This is a genomic window from Microbacterium sp. K36, from assembly GCF_004794355.1.
In the GTDB taxonomy this organism is placed as follows: Bacteria; Actinomycetota; Actinomycetes; order Actinomycetales; family Microbacteriaceae; genus Microbacterium; species Microbacterium paraoxydans_D.
The window spans coordinates 73,024-89,731 of record NZ_SSDN01000095.1 but is presented as its reverse complement, the minus strand read 5'-3'; the positions used below and the strand labels follow the sequence as shown (position 1 = coordinate 89,731).

The 16,708-nt window shown below is 68.9% G+C and carries 22 protein-coding genes; 21 read left to right on the top strand and 1 reads right to left on the bottom strand.

Features of this window, described 5'->3' with window-relative positions; all coding sequences use genetic code 11:
• Position 1 precedes the first annotated feature (1 nt).
• The 13 genes from rpsE (at position 2) to rplQ (ending at position 8,418) form a co-directional block, all read left to right on the top strand.
• On the top strand, positions 2–676 hold the full coding sequence (gene rpsE, locus DW296_RS13375) for a 30S ribosomal protein S5 (RefSeq protein ID WP_200838869.1): 675 nt from the start codon (positions 2–4) through the stop codon (positions 674–676).
• On the top strand, positions 676–861 hold the full coding sequence (gene rpmD, locus DW296_RS13370) for a 50S ribosomal protein L30 (protein ID WP_017201575.1): 186 nt from the start codon (positions 676–678) through the stop codon (positions 859–861). The genes rpsE and rpmD overlap by 1 nt, the downstream gene beginning before the upstream one ends.
• Positions 861–1,478, top strand: a complete 618-nt coding sequence (gene rplO / locus DW296_RS13365; RefSeq protein ID WP_136052622.1) for a 50S ribosomal protein L15 — start codon at positions 861–863, stop codon at positions 1,476–1,478. Before rpmD ends, rplO begins: the two co-directional genes overlap by 1 nt.
• Positions 1,479–1,631: 153 nt before the next feature.
• Positions 1,632–2,954 (top strand): preprotein translocase subunit SecY, encoded by a 1,323-nt coding sequence (secY, locus tag DW296_RS13360; protein WP_025102391.1) that lies wholly within the window; start codon positions 1,632–1,634, stop codon positions 2,952–2,954.
• Positions 2,951–3,574 carry an adenylate kinase gene (locus tag DW296_RS13355; protein WP_136052621.1) on the top strand — a complete coding sequence of 208 codons (624 nt, stop codon included), beginning with the start codon at positions 2,951–2,953 and terminating at the stop codon, positions 3,572–3,574. Before secY ends, DW296_RS13355 begins: the two co-directional genes overlap by 4 nt.
• 1 nt (position 3,575) lies before the next feature.
• The gene (map, locus tag DW296_RS13350; protein ID WP_136052620.1) at positions 3,576–4,427 is read left to right on the top strand and encodes a type I methionyl aminopeptidase; all 852 of its coding nucleotides are present in this window, start codon (positions 3,576–3,578) and stop codon (positions 4,425–4,427) included.
• A complete protein-coding gene (locus DW296_RS13345) occupies positions 4,427–5,098 on the top strand; it encodes a DsbA family protein (protein WP_136052619.1) in 672 nt (223 codons plus the stop codon). The genes map and DW296_RS13345 overlap by 1 nt, the downstream gene beginning before the upstream one ends.
• 174 nt (positions 5,099–5,272) lie before the next feature.
• Entirely contained in the window at positions 5,273–5,494 is a 222-nt protein-coding gene (infA, locus tag DW296_RS13340; protein ID WP_017201569.1) for a translation initiation factor IF-1, read from the top strand.
• 97 nt (positions 5,495–5,591) lie between these two features.
• Positions 5,592–5,708, top strand: a complete 117-nt coding sequence (gene rpmJ, locus DW296_RS13335; RefSeq protein ID WP_005050492.1) for a 50S ribosomal protein L36 — start codon at positions 5,592–5,594, stop codon at positions 5,706–5,708.
• A gap of 179 nt (positions 5,709–5,887) precedes the next feature.
• Positions 5,888–6,262: a 30S ribosomal protein S13 gene (rpsM, locus tag DW296_RS13330; RefSeq protein ID WP_025102387.1), complete on the top strand. Its 375-nt coding sequence runs from the start codon at positions 5,888–5,890 to the stop codon at positions 6,260–6,262.
• 30 nt (positions 6,263–6,292) lie between these two features.
• A complete protein-coding gene (gene rpsK, locus DW296_RS13325) occupies positions 6,293–6,691 on the top strand; it encodes a 30S ribosomal protein S11 (protein ID WP_017829189.1) in 399 nt (132 codons plus the stop codon).
• A gap of 130 nt (positions 6,692–6,821) precedes the next feature.
• A complete protein-coding gene (locus DW296_RS13320) occupies positions 6,822–7,811 on the top strand; it encodes a DNA-directed RNA polymerase subunit alpha (protein WP_025102386.1) in 990 nt (329 codons plus the stop codon).
• A gap of 34 nt (positions 7,812–7,845) precedes the next feature.
• On the top strand, positions 7,846–8,418 hold the full coding sequence (gene rplQ, locus DW296_RS13315) for a 50S ribosomal protein L17 (RefSeq protein ID WP_136052618.1): 573 nt from the start codon (positions 7,846–7,848) through the stop codon (positions 8,416–8,418).
• Positions 8,419–8,472: 54 nt separating this feature from the next.
• On the opposite strand, the gene DW296_RS13310 is transcribed toward rplQ, so the two are convergent.
• A complete protein-coding gene (locus DW296_RS13310; protein WP_136052617.1) occupies positions 8,473–9,693 on the bottom strand; it encodes a PAS domain-containing protein in 1,221 nt (406 codons plus the stop codon).
• Between the two features lie 160 nt (positions 9,694–9,853).
• Here DW296_RS13310 and DW296_RS13305 point away from each other — a divergent pair, with 160 nt between their 5' ends.
• From DW296_RS13305 to DW296_RS13270, 8 genes are read left to right on the top strand one after another with little or no spacing between them, the layout of a single operon-like run.
• Complete coding sequence (locus DW296_RS13305; protein WP_136052616.1) at positions 9,854–10,873, top strand: Bug family tripartite tricarboxylate transporter substrate binding protein; 1,020 nt, start codon at positions 9,854–9,856, stop codon at positions 10,871–10,873.
• A gap of 1 nt (position 10,874) precedes the next feature.
• A complete protein-coding gene (locus tag DW296_RS13300) occupies positions 10,875–11,435 on the top strand; it encodes a tripartite tricarboxylate transporter TctB family protein (protein ID WP_136052615.1) in 561 nt (186 codons plus the stop codon).
• Positions 11,435–12,982, top strand: a complete 1,548-nt coding sequence (locus tag DW296_RS13295; protein ID WP_085606370.1) for a tripartite tricarboxylate transporter permease — start codon at positions 11,435–11,437, stop codon at positions 12,980–12,982. Before DW296_RS13300 ends, DW296_RS13295 begins: the two co-directional genes overlap by 1 nt.
• A gap of 46 nt (positions 12,983–13,028) precedes the next feature.
• Positions 13,029–13,826, top strand: coding sequence for a sulfite exporter TauE/SafE family protein (locus DW296_RS13290; protein ID WP_136052614.1), 798 nt, complete (start codon positions 13,029–13,031; stop codon positions 13,824–13,826).
• Between the two features lie 60 nt (positions 13,827–13,886).
• Complete coding sequence (locus DW296_RS13285; RefSeq protein WP_062632842.1) at positions 13,887–14,342, top strand: FAS1-like dehydratase domain-containing protein; 456 nt, start codon at positions 13,887–13,889, stop codon at positions 14,340–14,342.
• Positions 14,339–14,743 (top strand): MaoC/PaaZ C-terminal domain-containing protein, encoded by a 405-nt coding sequence (locus tag DW296_RS13280; RefSeq protein WP_136052613.1) that lies wholly within the window; start codon positions 14,339–14,341, stop codon positions 14,741–14,743. The genes DW296_RS13285 and DW296_RS13280 overlap by 4 nt, the downstream gene beginning before the upstream one ends.
• Positions 14,740–15,870 (top strand): UDP-N-acetylmuramate dehydrogenase, encoded by a 1,131-nt coding sequence (locus DW296_RS13275; protein WP_136052612.1) that lies wholly within the window; start codon positions 14,740–14,742, stop codon positions 15,868–15,870. The genes DW296_RS13280 and DW296_RS13275 overlap by 4 nt, the downstream gene beginning before the upstream one ends.
• A complete protein-coding gene (locus DW296_RS13270) occupies positions 15,867–16,577 on the top strand; it encodes a FadR/GntR family transcriptional regulator (protein ID WP_136052611.1) in 711 nt (236 codons plus the stop codon). The genes DW296_RS13275 and DW296_RS13270 overlap by 4 nt, the downstream gene beginning before the upstream one ends.
• Positions 16,578–16,708 lie beyond the last annotated feature (131 nt).

Here is a 16,708-nt window from a genome sequence, read left to right as displayed (position 1 = left end):
AGTGACCGAAGCGGCTGCTGCCACTTCCGAGACGGCCGCCGGCACCACGCAGGCTGAGCCCACTCGCGACCAGCGGGACGGCCGCCGCGGCGGACGTGACCGCAACCAGGGCGGCCGCGACCGCAACTCGCGCGACCGCGGCGACAACCAGTTCCTGGAGCGCGTCGTCACCATCAACCGCGTCTCGAAGGTCGTGAAGGGTGGTCGTCGCTTCAGCTTCACCGCTCTCGTGGTCGTCGGCGACGGCAACGGCCTGGTGGGCGTCGGCTACGGCAAGGCCCGTGAGGTCCCCCTGGCTATCTCGAAGGGTGTCGAAGAGGCCAAGCGCAACTTCTTCCGCGTCCCGCGCGTCGGCAGCACCATCCCGCACCCCGTGCAGGGTGAGTCGGCCGCCGGTGTGGTGCTCCTGCGCCCCGCCGCCGCCGGTACCGGTGTCATCGCCGGTGGTCCGGTCCGCGCCGTGCTCGAGTGCGCCGGCATCCACGACGTGCTGTCCAAGTCGCTCGGCTCGTCGAACACGATCAACATCGTGCACGCGACGGTCACCGCCCTGAAGGAGCTCGAGGAGCCCCGCGCCGTCGCCGCACGTCGTGGTCTCGAGTTCGACCAGGTCGCCCCGGCCCGGCTCGTCCGCGCCGAGGCCGAGGCCATCGCCGCACAGAAGGTAGGTGCCTGATGGCCGCGCGACTCAAGGTCACGCAGATCAAGTCCAAGGTGAGCGAGAAGCAGAACCAGCGCGATACGCTGCGCAGCCTCGGTCTCAAGCGGATCGGTGACACCACCGTCCGCCCCGACGACGCGCAGACGCGCGGCTACGTCAAGACCGTCGCCCACCTCGTCAAGGTTGAGGAGATCGACTAATGGCTGAGAAGAACGAGGCCATCGAGGCCGAGAAGGCCACCAAGAAGGCGGCGGCTCCCAAGGCCGACGCTGCCAAGAAGCCCGCCGCGAAGAAGGCACCGGCCAAGACCGCTGCCGCCGACGCCAAGGCCGACGGCTCCGCCAAGGCTGCGCCGAAGAAGGACGCCCCGGCGTCCCGCCCCGGTGTGCTGAAGGTCCACCACCTGCGTCCCGTCCCCGGCTCCAACACCGCGAAGACCCGTGTCGGTCGCGGTGAGGGCTCGAAGGGCAAGACGGCCGGTCGCGGCACGAAGGGCACCAAGGCCCGCAACACCGTGCGCGTCGGCTTCGAGGGTGGCCAGATGCCGCTGCACATGCGCACGCCGAAGCTGCGCGGCTTCAAGAACCCGTTCCGCGTCGAGTACCAGGTCGTGAACCTGGAGAAGCTCGCGGAGCTCTACCCCCAGGGTGGCGACGTCACCGTGAGCGACCTGGTCGCCAAGGGTGCGGTTCGCAAGAACGAGAAGGTCAAGGTTCTCGGCAATGGCGACATCGCCGTGAAGCTCACCGTCGCGGTCGACAAGGTCTCGGGTTCTGCCGAGCAGAAGATCGTGGCTGCGGGCGGATCCGTCAAGTAACCACTGCGGAAGAGGGGTCGGAGATTCTCCGGCCCCTCTTCTGGTTCGGCGGGGGAGAAGCCGACCGCTCGCATTCCCCAGACCTCGGAGTGGGTTACCCTGGTGTTTCAGCCGCCCCTCGAGGGTTCGGCCACCTTTTCAGGAGGAACGTTCTTGTTTAGCGCCATCGCGCGGATCTTCCGCACGCCCGACCTGCGTCGGAAGATCGGTTTCACTCTCGCGATCATCGCGATCTACCGTCTGGGCTCGAACGTCCCTGCGCCGTTCGTCAACTTCCCGAACGTGGAGCAGTGTCTCGCGGCCAATGCCGGCACCGAGGGTCTGCTCGGACTCGTCAACCTCTTCTCCGGTGGCGCTCTGCTGCAGCTGTCGATCTTCGCGCTCGGTGTCATGCCGTACATCACGGCGACGATCATCACGCAGCTCCTGCGCGTCGTCATCCCGCACTTCGAGGCGCTGCACAAGGAGGGCCAGGCCGGACAGGCCAAGCTCACCCAGTACACGCGGTACCTCACGATCGCCCTTGCGCTCCTGCAGTCGACGACGCTCGTCACTGTGGCCCGCACCGGTCAGCTCTTCGGAACGACCGACATCGGCGCGTGCACCCAGCTCCTCACCAACGACGTGTGGTGGGCGCAGGTGCTCATCATCATGGCGATGACAGCCGGCACCGGTCTGATCATGTGGTTCGCCGAGCTCGTCACCGAGCGCGGCATCGGCAACGGCATGTCGCTGCTGATCTTCACCTCGATCGCCGCGACCTTCCCCGGCGCGATGTCGATCATCTGGCAGACCCGCGGCTTCGAGGTGTTCCTCCTCGTGCTGCTCGTCGGCATCATCGTGATGGGGCTCGTGGTGTTCGTCGAGCAGTCGCAGCGGCGCATCCCCGTGCAGTACGCGAAGCGCATGGTGGGCCGCCGCACCTACGGCGGCACGAACACGTATATCCCGATCAAGGTGAACATGGCCGGTGTGATCCCCGTCATCTTCGCCTCGTCGCTGCTGTACATCCCGGCGCTCATCGCGCAGTTCAACACGCCGCAGGACGGCTCCACGCCGCCCGCGTGGGTCAGCTGGATCAGCGCGAACTTCACCACCGGCAACAGCCCGATCTACATGGCGGCGTACTTCCTGCTGATCATCGGGTTCACCTACTTCTACGTCGCGATCACGTTCAACCCGGTCGAGGTCGCCGACAACATGAAGAAGTACGGCGGCTTCATCCCCGGGATCCGGGCCGGCCGTCCGACCGCGGAGTACCTGGACTACGTGCTCACCCGCATCACGCTCCCCGGTTCCCTCTACCTGGGTCTGATCGCCCTCATCCCGTTGATCGCCCTCGCCACGGTCGGCGCCAACCAGAACTTCCCGTTCGGTGGCGCGTCGATCCTCATCATCGTCGGCGTGGGTCTCGAGACGGTCAAGCAGATCGATGCCCAGCTGCAGCAGCGACACTACGAAGGACTTCTCCGATGACGGTTCGACAGGCTCACCGACCCACTGCCCGTTTGCTCATCGTCGGCCCCCAGGGTTCCGGCAAGGGCACGCAAGGTGTGCGCATCGCCGAGTCCTACGGGATCCCCGTCGTCTCGACCGGCGACATCTTCCGCGCGAACATCAAGGAGGGGACGGCTCTCGGCCAGCAGGTCACGGCCATCCTCGACAAGGGCGACCTCGTTCCGGACGAGCTGACGAGCGAGATCGTGCGCGACCGGCTGAGCCAGGACGACGCGCAGAACGGCTTCCTCCTCGACGGCTACCCCCGCAACACCGCTCAGGTCGCGCACCTGGACGCGTTCCTCGAAGGACGCGGCGAGGCGCTGGACGCGGTGATCCTCCTCGACGTCCCGCGCGAGGAGAGCATCGCCCGCCTCACCCTCCGCGCTGCGGAGCAGGGGCGTTCCGACGACACCGACGAGGCCATCGCGCACCGACTCGACATCTACGAGAAGGAGACGGCGCCGATCATCGAGCTCTACAGCAGCCGCGGCATCGTCGACCGCATCGACGGCGTGGGCTCCCTCGAGGAGATCACGGAGCGCATCGCCGCCGCCCTGGCCGCTCGCGGGCTGCGTTCCGCTGCCTCCGCCGTCTGAGATGTTCCGCCGCTCGATCTACAAGACCCCGGCTCAGCTCCGAGCCCTGGTCGAGCCGGGCCTCATCACCGCTGAGGCCCTCGACGCCGTCCGCGCCCTCATCAAGCCGGGGGTGAAGACGATCGAGCTCGATGCCGCCGCGAACCGCGCGATCGTGCAGCGGGGCGCGGAGTCGAACTTCCAGCTCGTCAAGGGCTACCACCACACGATCTGCGTCTCGGTCAACGAGCAGGTCGTGCACGGTATCCCGGGGGAGCGGGTGCTTCAGCCCGGCGACATCGTCTCGGTCGATTGCGGCGCCCAGTTCGAGGGCTGGAACGGTGACAGCGCGATCACCGTCGTCGTCCCCGATCCCGAGCGCCCGGAGCTCGTCGCGCGCCGCGAGGAGCTCTCCCGCGTGACCGAGGGATCGATGTGGGCGGGGATCGCCGCGATGGCCACGGCGTCGTCGATCGACGAGATCGGTGCCGCGATCCAGGACTACATCGAGGCGCAGGGGCCGTCCGCCGTGAGCGGCGAGCCCTACGGGATCCTCCGCGAGTACGTCGGCCACGGCATCGGGCGGAAGATGCACGAGGCGCCCAGCGTCTTCAACTACCGGACACCGGACCGCGGCGCGGACGTGAAGCCCGGGCTCGTGCTCGCCATCGAGCCCATGGTGACCGCCGGCGGCGAGGCGACCTTCGTGGAGGACGACGACTGGACCGTCACGACGGTCGACGGCACCGACGGCTCACATTGGGAACATAGCGTCGCCCTGCATGATGGGGGCATCTGGGTGCTCACCGCGCCCGATGGTGGAAGAGCCGGACTCGCCCCGTTCGGGGTCGAGCCTCGAGAGATCGGAAAGTAATGGCAGCGGCGAAGAGCAACACCAACTGGTTCGCGATCGGCGTCTCCATCGCCGTCGTCGTGGTCCTGGTGGCCCTCGGCGGACTCGTGGTGTTCCTCAACAACCAGGCGACCTCTCCCGGCGCCACCCCGGCCGCGAGCGACAACTTCGACGCCGAGGCCGGCTCCATCTCCATGGGTGACGGCGACACCACGGTGTCGGTCTTCCTCGACTTCCAGTGCCCGGTCTGCAAGACGTTCGAGGACCAGTTCGGCGCCGCCCTCGAAGCCAAGGCGCAGAGCGGCGAGATCACCCTCGAGCAGCACCCCATCGCGATCCTGGACCGCTTCTCACAGGGCACGGAGTTCTCCTCCCGTTCGGCCGGTGCCGCGTTCTGCGTCGCCGAGTCGGACTCCGACCTCTACTTCGACTACGCGAAGGTCCTGTTCGAGAACCAGCCGGCGGAGAACAGCCCCGGCCTCACGAACGAGCAGCTCGCCGAGTTCGCCACCCAGGTCGGCGCGGGCGACGATGTCGTGTCCTGCATCACCGACGAGACGTACCGCAAGTTCGGTGCCGCGCAGGCGAAGGCCAACGACATCCAGGGCACGCCGACCGTCGAGATCGACGGCGAGCGGCTCGACCTCCAGAACCAGGAAGACATGAAGCGGTTCACCGACCTGCTCGGCTGAGACCCGCTCACCCCGCTCGACGCCCCATTCGGCCAAGTTGCCGGATGGGGCGTCGTCGGATAACATAGATCTTTGGTGCCTTGTGCCATGCGTTCGGCGTGTCCGATCCGGCCCGGTACCGCATACCACCCACCCACCGCAGATCGACCGATCTGCAGAAGCGTCAGCGAGGCTATGGCTAAGAAAGACGGTGTCATCGAGATCGAGGGCGTGATCTCCGAGGCTCTTCCCAACGCGATGTTCCGCGTTGAGCTCAGCAACGGACACAAGGTCCTGGCAACGATCTCCGGAAAGATGCGGCAGAACTACATCCGTATCATCCCCGAGGACCGTGTGGTCGTGGAGCTCAGCCCCTACGACCTGACCCGCGGCCGCATCGTCTACCGCTACCGCTGATCGGTCGAGAAGTAACGGCTGCCCTTCGACGGGCTCAGGGACCCCGGTCTCGGAGGTCGGACATCGGGCAGCACGAAGACAGCGAACAGGAAACATCATGAAGGTCAACCCCAGCGTCAAGCCGATCTGCGATCACTGCAAGGTGATCCGCCGCCACGGCCGCGTCATGGTGATCTGCAAGAGCAACCCGCGCCACAAGCAGCGCCAGGGCTGAGCCCCCGCTGCGTGAGCGCCGCTCTCGCAATCTCACAACTCAATACGAAACGGCAGGATCAGACGCTTCGACAGGCTCAGCGACCGGGTAACCGGCGGAGCCCGTAGGGGCTGACACCTCGGGGCGGAGGCCCGGGCACCGATCCTGCTCCACACCTCCACAACACCCAGGAGAACCGCATGGCACGTCTTGCCGGCGTTGACATCCCGCGCGACAAGCGCGTGGTGATCGCCCTTACCTACATCTACGGCGTCGGCCGTACCCGCTCGGTCGAGATCCTCAAGGCGACCGACATCGACGAGAGCATCCGCGTCAAGGACCTCAGCGATGACCAGCTCATCGCCCTCCGCGACTACATCGAAGGCAACTACAAGGTGGAGGGTGACCTGCGCCGCGAGGTCGCCGCAGACATCCGCCGCAAGGTCGAGATCGGCTCCTACGAGGGCCTCCGCCACCGTCGTGGCCTTCCGGTCCGCGGTCAGCGCACCAAGACCAACGCCCGTACCCGCAAGGGCCCGAAGCGCACCGTCGCCGGCAAGAAGAAGGCCCGCTAAGCAGCGGCCAGGGACTAGGAGAACACTTTCATGGCTGCACCCAAGGCCGCCGCGCGTAAGCCGCGCCGCAAGGAAAAGAAGAACATCGCGCTGGGCCAGGCCCACATCAAGTCGACGTTCAACAACACCATCGTTTCGATCACCGACCCGTCCGGCGCCGTCATCGCCTGGGCTTCGTCGGGTGGCGTGGGCTTCAAGGGCTCCCGCAAGTCGACCCCCTACGCCGCCGGCATGGCAGCGGAGTCCGCTGCCCGCCAGGCCGCCGAGCACGGCGTGAAGAAGGTCGACGTCCTCGTGAAGGGTCCGGGCTCCGGCCGCGAGACCGCGATCCGCTCGCTGCAGGCCGCCGGCCTCGAGGTGGGTTCGATCCAGGACGTCACCCCGCAGGCGCACAACGGCTGCCGCCCGCCGAAGCGCCGCCGCGTCTGATGCGTGTGCCGAGCCGCTCGCCCTTCGGGTCGGGCGGCTCGGCGCCCCGCGTGGGGCATCGACTTCCACAACTCAAGACCTCACCCCACCACATGTCATATAGCGGGCATGTGATCGAAAGGAACACAGAGTGCTTATTGCACAGCGTCCCACACTGACCGAGGAAAAGATCGTCGAGAACCGGAGCCGGTTCATCATCGAGCCTCTGGAGCCCGGCTTCGGCTACACGATCGGCAACGCGCTGCGTCGCAGCCTGCTGTCGTCGATCCCCGGCGCCGCTGTCACCAGCGTCCGCATCGACGGTGTGCTGCACGAGTTCAGCACGATCCCCGGCGTGAAGGAGGATGTCACCGAGATCATCCTCAACATCAAGCAGCTGGTCGTCTCCAGCGAGCGCGACGAGCCCATCACCGCGTACCTCCGCAAGACCGGTGCCGGTGAAGTGACCGCCGCCGACATCTCGGCTCCGGCCGGTGTCGAGGTGCACAACCCCGAGCTCGTCATCGCGACGCTCAACGACACCGCCAAGTTCGAGCTCGAGCTCACCATCGAGCGCGGCCGTGGCTACGTCTCCGCGACGCAGAACCGCAACGAGTACGCCGAGGCCGGTCAGATCCCGATCGACTCGATCTACTCGCCCGTGCTCAAGGTCAGCTACCGCGTCGACGCGACGCGTGCCGGTGAGCGCACCGACTTCGACAAGCTCATCCTCGACGTCGAGACCAAGTCGGCGATCAGCCCCCGCGACGCCGTCGCCTCGGCTGCTAAGACGCTCACCGAGCTGTTCGGCCTCGCCCGCGAGCTGAACGTCGAGGCCGAGGGCATCGAGATCGGCCCGGCGCCGGTGGAGGCTGTGAACTCCAGCGAGCTGTCGATGCCGATCGAGGACCTCGACCTGTCGGTCCGCTCGTACAACTGCCTGAAGCGTGAGGGCATCAACACCGTTTCTGAGCTCGTCGCCCTGTCGGAGACGCAGCTCATGAACATCCGCAATTTCGGCCAGAAGTCGGTCGACGAGGTGCGCGACAAGCTCATCTCGCTCGGTCTGTCGCTCAAGGATTCGGTGCCCGGTTTCGACGGCGCCCACTTCTACGGCGGCAGCGAAGACGAGTCCTTCTGATACCCGACCCTTTCTGACCAGGAGTTAGACGATTATGCCCAAGCCCACCAAGGGTCCCCGCCTCGGAGGCGGCCCCGCCCACGAGCGCCTGCTGCTTGCCAACCTCGCCGCTGCGCTGTACACCCACAAGTCGATCAAGACGACCGAGACCAAGGCCAAGCGCCTGCGTCCGCTCGCCGAGCGCCTCATCACCTTCGCCAAGCGCGGAGACCTCCACGCCCGCCGTCGCGTGCTGTCGGTCATCGGTGACAAGGAAGTCGTGCACGTCCTGTTCAACGAGATCGCTCCGCTCGTCGCGGACCGCGAGGGTGGCTACACGCGCATCACCAAGGTCGGCAACCGCAAGGGCGACAACGCTCCCATGGCCGTGATCGAGCTCGTCCTCGAGCCCGTCACCCCGAAGGCGAAGTCGACCAAGAAGGCCGCCGCGGCTCCGAAGGACGAGAAGCCCGCTGCCGATGAGGCTCCCGCCGAGGAGACCGTCGAGGCTCCCGCGGACGAGACCGCTGCCGACGACACGGCTGCCGAGGCCGGCGCCGAGTCGCAGGCCGAGGGCGAGGCCGCTGAGGCCGCCGCCGAGGACGCTGTCGAGAAGAAGTCCGAGTAAGGACCGCTCTGCCACGAAGCCCGCCGCCCCTCTCGGGGTGGCGGGCTTCGTCGTTCAGCGGGGATCGGTGATCCGATAGCGCGCTCCGGGGCGCCCCTTGGTGGAGTAGTCCAGGGACCGCACGGCCCGGCCCGTGGCGGCGAGGTGCTCGAGATAGCGACGGGCGCTGACGCGGGAGATGGCGAGGTCGTCCCCGATCTCGGTCGCCGAGGCATCCGGTCGGGCGGCGAGGGCGGCGGAGACCCGTTCCAGGGTCTCCGCGCTCAAGCCCTTCGGCAACCCGTACCGCTCCCGGAAGGCGATGATCGCGTCGGCCGTCTCGACCCGGCGGACGACGTCGTGCAGCTCGGTGTGGTCGCGCAGCAGGAGCGTCGCCCCGACCTCGGCGGAACCGTTTCCGGAGGCGGTGCTGCGGGCGACGAGCACATGCGAGCCGACGATCACGGGACGGCCCGCGGCCTCGCCTTCCCGGAGCACGGTGGCGAGGTCGGCGCCGAGCACCTCGTCGGCGGGAGCACCGTCGAGGTCGGCGGCATCGCGACCGAGGAACCGCGCAGCCGCGTCGTTGACCAGGGTGATCCGACCGGAGCCGTCCACCGTGACGACCCCTTCGCTGAGCCCGTGCAGGGTCGTCTCCTGGTTCTTGACCAGGGCCGCGATCTGGTGCGGCTCGAGGCGGTAGATGCGGCGACGGATGAACGACGTCACCCACGCGGCCCCGAAGACGCCGAGGACCGCCGCGACGAGCATGGCGGAGATGAGTCCGACGAGGTTGCTGGTGAACTCCTCGTTCAGCTCGGACTCCAGGATGCCGACGGACGCCGTGCCGATGACGGCGCCGTCCTCGTCGCGGATGGGCACCTTCACCCGCCACGAGGTCCCGAGCGTACCGGTCTGCGTGCCGACGAAGATCTCGCCGCCGAGCGGGATCGACGGGTCGGTGGACACCCGCTCGCCGATGCGGTCGATGTTCGGATGCGAGTACCGGATACCCTCGTCGTTGGCGACCACGACGTACGCGAGGTCGGAGGCCTCGCGGATGACCTCGGCGACCGGCTGGATGGCGGCGGCCGGATCCTCGTCGTCGAACGCATCGAGGACGACGGGGAGCGCAGCGACGGACTGGGCGACCGCCTGCATGCGGTCCTTGTAGGCCTCGCGAAGCGCGTTCTCCTGGAACGCCCCGGCGGCGATGCCGGTGCCGAGGGTCACCAGGAACACGATCAGCGCCTGCAGCGCGAGCAGCTGCACACGGAGCGTCATCTTCGAGGCCACGGATCCATTCTCCCGGGTGGGTGGACGGGCCGCGAGCCGGCGACCATGCTGTTCGCGACCAATAGTTACGGAACGCGACCAATGGTTTCCGAAGCTTGAGCGGGCGCATCCGCACCTCGACAGTGGACGGATTGCACCCGAACGCTCAAGGAGGAGCGCCATGAATCACGCCCGCATCGGGACCCTCGCCGCGGCAGTCGCCGCGACCGCCCTCGTCCTCACCTCGTGCTCGACCGCCGACGGCGGAACGGCCGGCTCCGACGGCGGCGACGAAGCGGTCGCCATCACCGACGTCAACATCGTCGTCCCCGCCGACCCGGGCGGCGGCTGGGACCAGACCGGCCGCGCCCTCTCGCAGCTGCTCACCCAGGAGGACATCGTCGGCTCGGCGCCCGTCACCAACGTCGGCGGCGCCGGAGGCACGGTCGGGCTCGCGCAGCTCGCCAACGAGAAGGACCCGGCGACCCTCATGGTCATGGGCCTCGTGATGGTGGGCGCGGTGGAGACCAACGCCTCCGCCGTCCGCATCGAGGACATGACCCCGATCGCCCGACTCACCGACGAGCCCCTCGTCGTGGTCGTTCCCGCGGACTCCGAGTACGACACCCTGGAGGACCTCGTCGAGGACGTCGTGGACAAGGGTCAGGAGGTCACGATCACGGGCGGTTCGGCCGGGGGAGCGGACCACATCCTCGCCGGGCTGCTGCTCGAGGAGGCGGGACTCGACGGCGCGGAGATCGCCGAGAAGCTGAACTACACGCCCAACTCGGGCGGCGGCGAGGCCACGTCGCTGATCCTGGGCGGCAAGGTCTCGGCGGGCATCTCCGGCGTGGGCGAGTTCCTGCAGCACATCGAGGCCGGCACCATGAAGGCCCTGGCCGTCTCGTCGGAGGAGCCGGTCACGCAGCTGCCAGACGTCGACACGATCACCGACTCCGGGTACGACGTCGTGCTCACCAACTGGCGCGGCGTGATCGCCCCGGGCGGGATCAGCGACGCCGAGCGCTCGGAGCTCGAGCGCCTCGTCACCGAGCTGGAGGCGTCCGACGCGTGGAAGGACGAGCTGGAGACGCGAGGGTGGGCGGACGCGTTCCTCACCGGCGCGGAGTTCGACGAGTTCCTCGACGGCAACATCGCCGAGGTCACCACGACGCTGCAGAACATCGGGCTGGTCGGCTGAGATGACGACCGGGTCTTCCGGACCCGTCGAGGAGGTGCGGACCGGCGCCCGTCGGTCCGCACGTTTCGTCGCGTCCCTGCCGCGGGGGGAGCTCGTCTTCGCCCTCCTCATGGTGGCCCTCGGCGTGTTCGCTCTCGCCGGGGTCTTCACCATCCACGTGCCCGCGGGCGGCCAGGTCGGCCCGACGGTCTTCCCGCTGTTCGTCTCGATCCTGCTGCTCGGCTCCTCCCTCGCCGTCGTGGTGAGCATCCTCCGGGGTCACCGGGGCGTGCCGGAGGAGGGGGAGGACGTCGATCAGAGCCTGCCGACCGACTGGCTCACCCTCGTGAAGATCGTGGCGCTCGTGGTCGCTCATCTGCTCCTCATCGAGCCGCTCGGCTGGGCCCCGGCGGCGGCGCTGCTGTTCGGCGGCGTCGCGTGGGCGCTCGGCGCCCGCCGCTGGTGGATAGCGCTCCTCATCGGCGCCATCCTCGCGCTGGTCGTCCAGGTCGTGTTCGGCGGTCTGCTCGGGCTGTCGCTTCCGTGGGGACCGGCGCTCGGCTGGCTGGGAAGGATGTTCTGATGGACAGCTGGAGTCTGCTCCTCGAGGGGTTCGCGACCGCGCTGCAGCCCCAGTACCTCGTGTTCGCCTTCTTCGGCGTGCTGATCGGCACCGCCGTGGGCGTGCTCCCCGGGATCGGGCCGGCGATGACCGTCGCCCTGCTCCTTCCCCTCACCTACACATTGGAACCGGCCGCGGCGCTGATCACGTTCGCGGGGATCTACTACGGCGGCATGTACGGCGGGTCGACCACGAGCATCCTGCTGAACACCCCGGGGGAGTCGTCGTCGATCGTGACGGCGATCGAGGGCAACAAGATGGCCAAGCTCGGGCGGGGCGCGGCGGCCCTGGCCACCGCGGCACTCGGGTCGTTCGTCGCCGGGACCCTCGCCACCGTGGGCCTGACGCTGCTCGCACCGGTGCTCGCGCAATTCGCCGTGAACCTCGGGCCCGCCGACTACGTGGCTCTCATCGTCGTGGCCTTCGTCACGGTCGGTGCGCTGATGGGGTCCTCGGTACCGCGCGGCCTGCTGTCGCTCGGCGTCGGGCTGTTCCTCGGCCTGGTCGGCACCGACTGGCTCTCGGGCCAGCAGCGGTACACGCTCGGCCTGCTGCCGCTGGCGGACGGCATCGACGTGGTGCTCGTGGCGGTGGGGCTCTTCGCGGTCGGCGAGACGCTCTACGTCGCGGCCCGGCTGCGGCACGGCGCGATCGACGTGATCCCGGTGTCGCGCGGGTGGCGCAGCTGGATGACGAAGGACGACTGGCGTCGCTCGTGGAAGCCCTGGCTCCGCGGCACCGCCATCGGCTTCCCGATCGGCACGATCCCGGCCGGCGGGGCGGACGTGGCGACCTTCCTGTCCTACGCGACCGAGCGCAAGCTCTCGCGCCGCAAGGACGAGTTCGGCCGTGGGGCCATCGAAGGCGTCGCGGGCCCGGAGTCGGCGAACAACGCCGCGGCCGCGGGCGTGCTCGTGCCGCTGCTGACGCTGGGACTTCCGACGACGGCGACAGCCGCGATCATCCTCACCGCGTTCCAGACGTACGGCCTGCAGCCCGGGCCGCAGCTTTTCACCGGACAGGCGGACCTCGTGTGGGCACTGGTGGCGAGCCTCTACATCGGCAACGTGATCCTGCTCGTGCTGAACCTGCCGCTGGTGGGCATGTGGGTGAAGCTCCTGCAGATCCCGCGCCCGTATCTGTACGCGGGCATCCTCCTGTTCGCCGCCTTCGGGGCGTACGCGCTGAACTTCGCGGTCGTCGACATCCTGATCCTGCTGATCATCGGCGTCCTCGGCTACTTCCTGCGGCGGTACGGGTTCCCGGTGGCGCCGCTGGTGGTGGGCATGATCCTCGGGCCGATGGGGGAGGAGCAGCTGCGCCGCGCACTGCAGCTCAGCCAGGGCGACCTGACGACGCTCATCGCGCAGCCGTTCTCCGCAGTCGCCTACGTGATCCTCGCGCTGCTCATCGCCGGCGGGCTGTGGCTGCGGCGCCGGCAGCGCCGGTACGAGCAGGCGCTCACGGAGTCCATCGCGGTGCCCGTCAAAGCGGACTCGGAGGTCTGAGCCCGCTCGATTCGAGGAGGGGAGAGGCCGGGAGTAAGCTGATCCGGTGAGCGATGCGACGGTCCTGAAGCGCGGGCCACGCGCCTACGCCACGTTCATCGGCATCGGCCTCCTCGCCGGCCTCCTCTCCGGTCTCTTCGGCGTCGGCGGCGGCACGGTCATCGTCCCGCTGCTGGTGCTCCTGCTCGCGTTCGACCAGCGACTGGCGGCCGGGACGTCGCTGGCGGCGATCGTCCCGACGGCGGCGGTCGGGGTCATCTCCTACGCCGCGTCGGGCGCCGTCGCCTGGATCCCGGCGCTGATCCTCGCGGCCGGGGCCGTGGTCGGGGCGCAGATCGGCACCCGCCTGCTCCCGCGGATCTCGCAGACCGCCCTCCGTTGGGGCTTCGTCGGCTTCCTCGTCGTCGTGATCGTGAGCCTCTTCCTCGTCATCCCCTCGCGCGACGCCGTCTTCGAGCTCACCTGGCTCACCGGGATCGCCCTGGTGGCCGTGGGAATCGGAACCGGCGTCCTGGCCGGGCTCATCGGTGTGGGCGGCGGTGTCATCGTCGTCCCGGTGCTCATGCTCGCGTTCGGCACGAGCGACCTCGTCGCCAAGGGCACCTCGCTGCTCATGATGATCCCGACCGCTCTCTCCGGCACGGTCGGCAACTTCCGCAACCGCAACGTCGATCTCCTCGCGGCGTCGCTCATCGGCGTCTCGGCGTGCACCACGACGGCCCTCGGTGCCTGGCTGGCGACCATCGTCGACCCGACCGTCGGCAACCTCCTCTTCGCCGCGTATCTCGTCGTGATCGCGGTGCAGATGGCCCTCAAGGCCATCCGCGGGCGTCGGCGCGGCTGACACACTTTTCCTCCGGCTCGCCCGAACCGGACTGTCGGCGTGCCTCGGTAGGATCAACGGGTGGCAGTGAACCAAGAACTCGTCGGCCGGGAGTTCCCGCCGACCGCCCCCTACCTCGTCGGACGGGAGAAGGTGCGCGAGTTCGCGCGCGCCGTCTTCGCCGACGCCCCCCAGCACACTGACGTCGAGGCGGCCCGTGCGGCGGGCTTCGCCGACGTCGTCGCGCCGCCGACCTTCGCGATGGTCCTGCAGGACCTCACGCTGCAGCAGCTGCTGGCCGAGCCGGATTCCGGCATCGTCCTGGCGCGGACCATCCACGCCGAGCAGCGGTTCCGCTACACCAGGCCGATCGTCGCGGGCGATGAGCTGACGGCGCAGCTACGCGTCACCGGCATCCGCATGATGGGCGGCAACGCGATGATCACGAGCGAGGCCGAGATCACCGACGACGGGGGCGCGCACGTCGTCACCGCCACCAGCGTGCTGCTCGTCGGCGCCGAGGAGGAGGCCGCATGAGCGCGTTCACCGTGGGAGACGTGCTGGCCGAGCGCACCGTGCATCTGACGAGGGAGTCGCTCGTCCGTTACGCCGGCGCCTCCGGAGACTTCAACCCGATCCACTACCGCGATGACGTCGCCGCTTCGGTGGGCCTGCCCGGCGTGCTCGCGCACGGCATGCTGACCATGGGCATCGCCTCCTCGGTGGTCGTGGCCGCGCTCGACCCGCAGACCCGGATCCTCGATTACGGCGTGCGCTTCACCAAGCCCGTGGTGGTCGACCCCGAGACCGGCGCCGACGTGCACGTCGTCGCGACGATCGGCGCGGTGGACGAGGAGTCCGCACGCATCGACCTGAAGGTCACGGCGGGCGACACCACCGTGCTCGTCAAGGCGCAGCTGCGCGTCGCCGTCCGATGAGCGACGTCGAGCCGATCCGTCTGGCCGAGCTCACGACGCTCCGCACCGGCGCCGCCCCCGCGCACATGCGCGAGGCGGCGACGACCCCGGAGCTCGTCACGGTCCTCCGGGAGACCTGGGCGGAGGGCGACCCCTGGCTGGTGCTCGGAGGCGGCTCGAACCTCTTCGTGGGTGACGAGCCGTTCGAGGGCACCGTCATCCGCATCCGCACGAGCGGCATCGAAGAGCTCCCGTCCCCGCACGCCGGCCGCATCCGCCTGCGCGTGCAGGCCGGACACGGCTGGGACGACCTGGTCTCGTACGCGGTCGAGCGGGGCTACGCCGGGCTCGAAGCCATGAGCGGCATCCCCGGCACGGTAGGTGCCGCGCCCGTGCAGAACATCGGCGCCTACGGGCAGGAGATCCAGGAGACCCTCGTCGAGGTCGAGCTGATGGACGAGGACTCGGCCGAGATCTCCACCGTTCCGGCGACGGAACTCGGGCTCGGATTCCGCACCTCGGTGCTCAAGCACCATCACGGGAGCGAGCCGCAGCGCCGGGCCGTGATCCTGTCCGTCACGGTCGATCTCCTGGTCGCCCGCGAACGCGTGGTCCGCGGGGAGCAGCTGCGACGCGCTCTCGGTCTGACCGACGACACCCCGGTGCCGCTGACGTGGGTCCGAGAGCGCATCCTCGCCACGCGCGCATCGAAGGGCATGCTGCTCGACGCGGACGATCCGGACACACACGGCGTCGGCTCCTTCTTCCAGAACGCGATCGTCACGGCCGCCCAGGCCCGGTCCCTCCCGCCGGAGTGCCCGCGCTGGCCGGTCGCCCCCGACCTCGACGCCGTGACCGTCATCCCCCTCGCCTCCTACGACGGACACGTGCCGCCGACGAAGACCGAGGCCCCGGACGTGAAGGTGAGCGCCGCCTGGCTCATCGAGCAGGCCGGCATCCGCAAGGGGTTCAAGCTGCCCCGCTCGCGGGCGTCCGTCTCGACCAAGCACGCCCTGGCCTTGACCAACCGGGGTGGCGCCACGGCGGCCGAGGTCGCCGAGCTCGCCCGCTTCATCCAGAACCGCGTGCATGCCGAGTTCGGTCTGGTGCTGCAGCCGGAACCCGTGCTGGTGGGCGTCGACCTGTGACGAAGGTCGAGCGGGTGTCGCGGACGCAGGCCGTCGTGGACGGACTGCTCGACGCCATCATCGCGGGTCGGCTCGAGGCCGGCCAGCCGCTGCCTCCCGAGGGGGAGCTGGCGGAGCAGTTCGGGGTCTCCCGTCTCACGATGCGCGAGGGCGTCCGCCTCCTGCAGGCGCAGGGCGTGATCGTCGCGGTGCCGGGCACGCGACACCGCATCGCGCCGACCGACGAGTGGACAGGCCTCGATGCGGTCGTGCGGCACGCCCAGAGCGCGGGTGCCCGGGAGCGCTCCTCGCTGGAGATGCTCGAGATGCGCATGATGTTCGAGACCGGGGCGGCCGAGTTCGCGGCGGGGCGACGCACCGAGGAGCACCTCGCCGAGATGGCCGCGCTCCTCGCGGAGATGCAGGCGGCGCACGAGCGGGCCGACGTGGACGCCTTCGTGGCTGCGGACCTCGCCTTCCACGACGTGATCATCCGCGCGGCGGAGAACCGCATCCTCGTCGCCTCGATGCGCCCGCTGACGACGATGCTGCAGGCGACCCGCAGCGAGACCAGCGCCATCCCGGACATCCGCGAGCACGCGCTGAGCGAGCACGCGGCGGTGCTGGAGGCGATGCGGACCGGGTCCGGCGCGGCCGCCCGCCAGGCCATGCGCAGCCACATGCGCCAGACCCGCGACGACCTGCTGCACTACGTCCACGGTCGCTGACCGCACGGCTCCCATCGGTTTGGAGCCGGCGTGATCGTGGGGTACGCTCGTCGTTATCTGATATCGGATAACGATGCAGATCCCCGGTCCGTGGCCCCCACCACGGACCCTCTCCGGAACGAAGGAGTTCG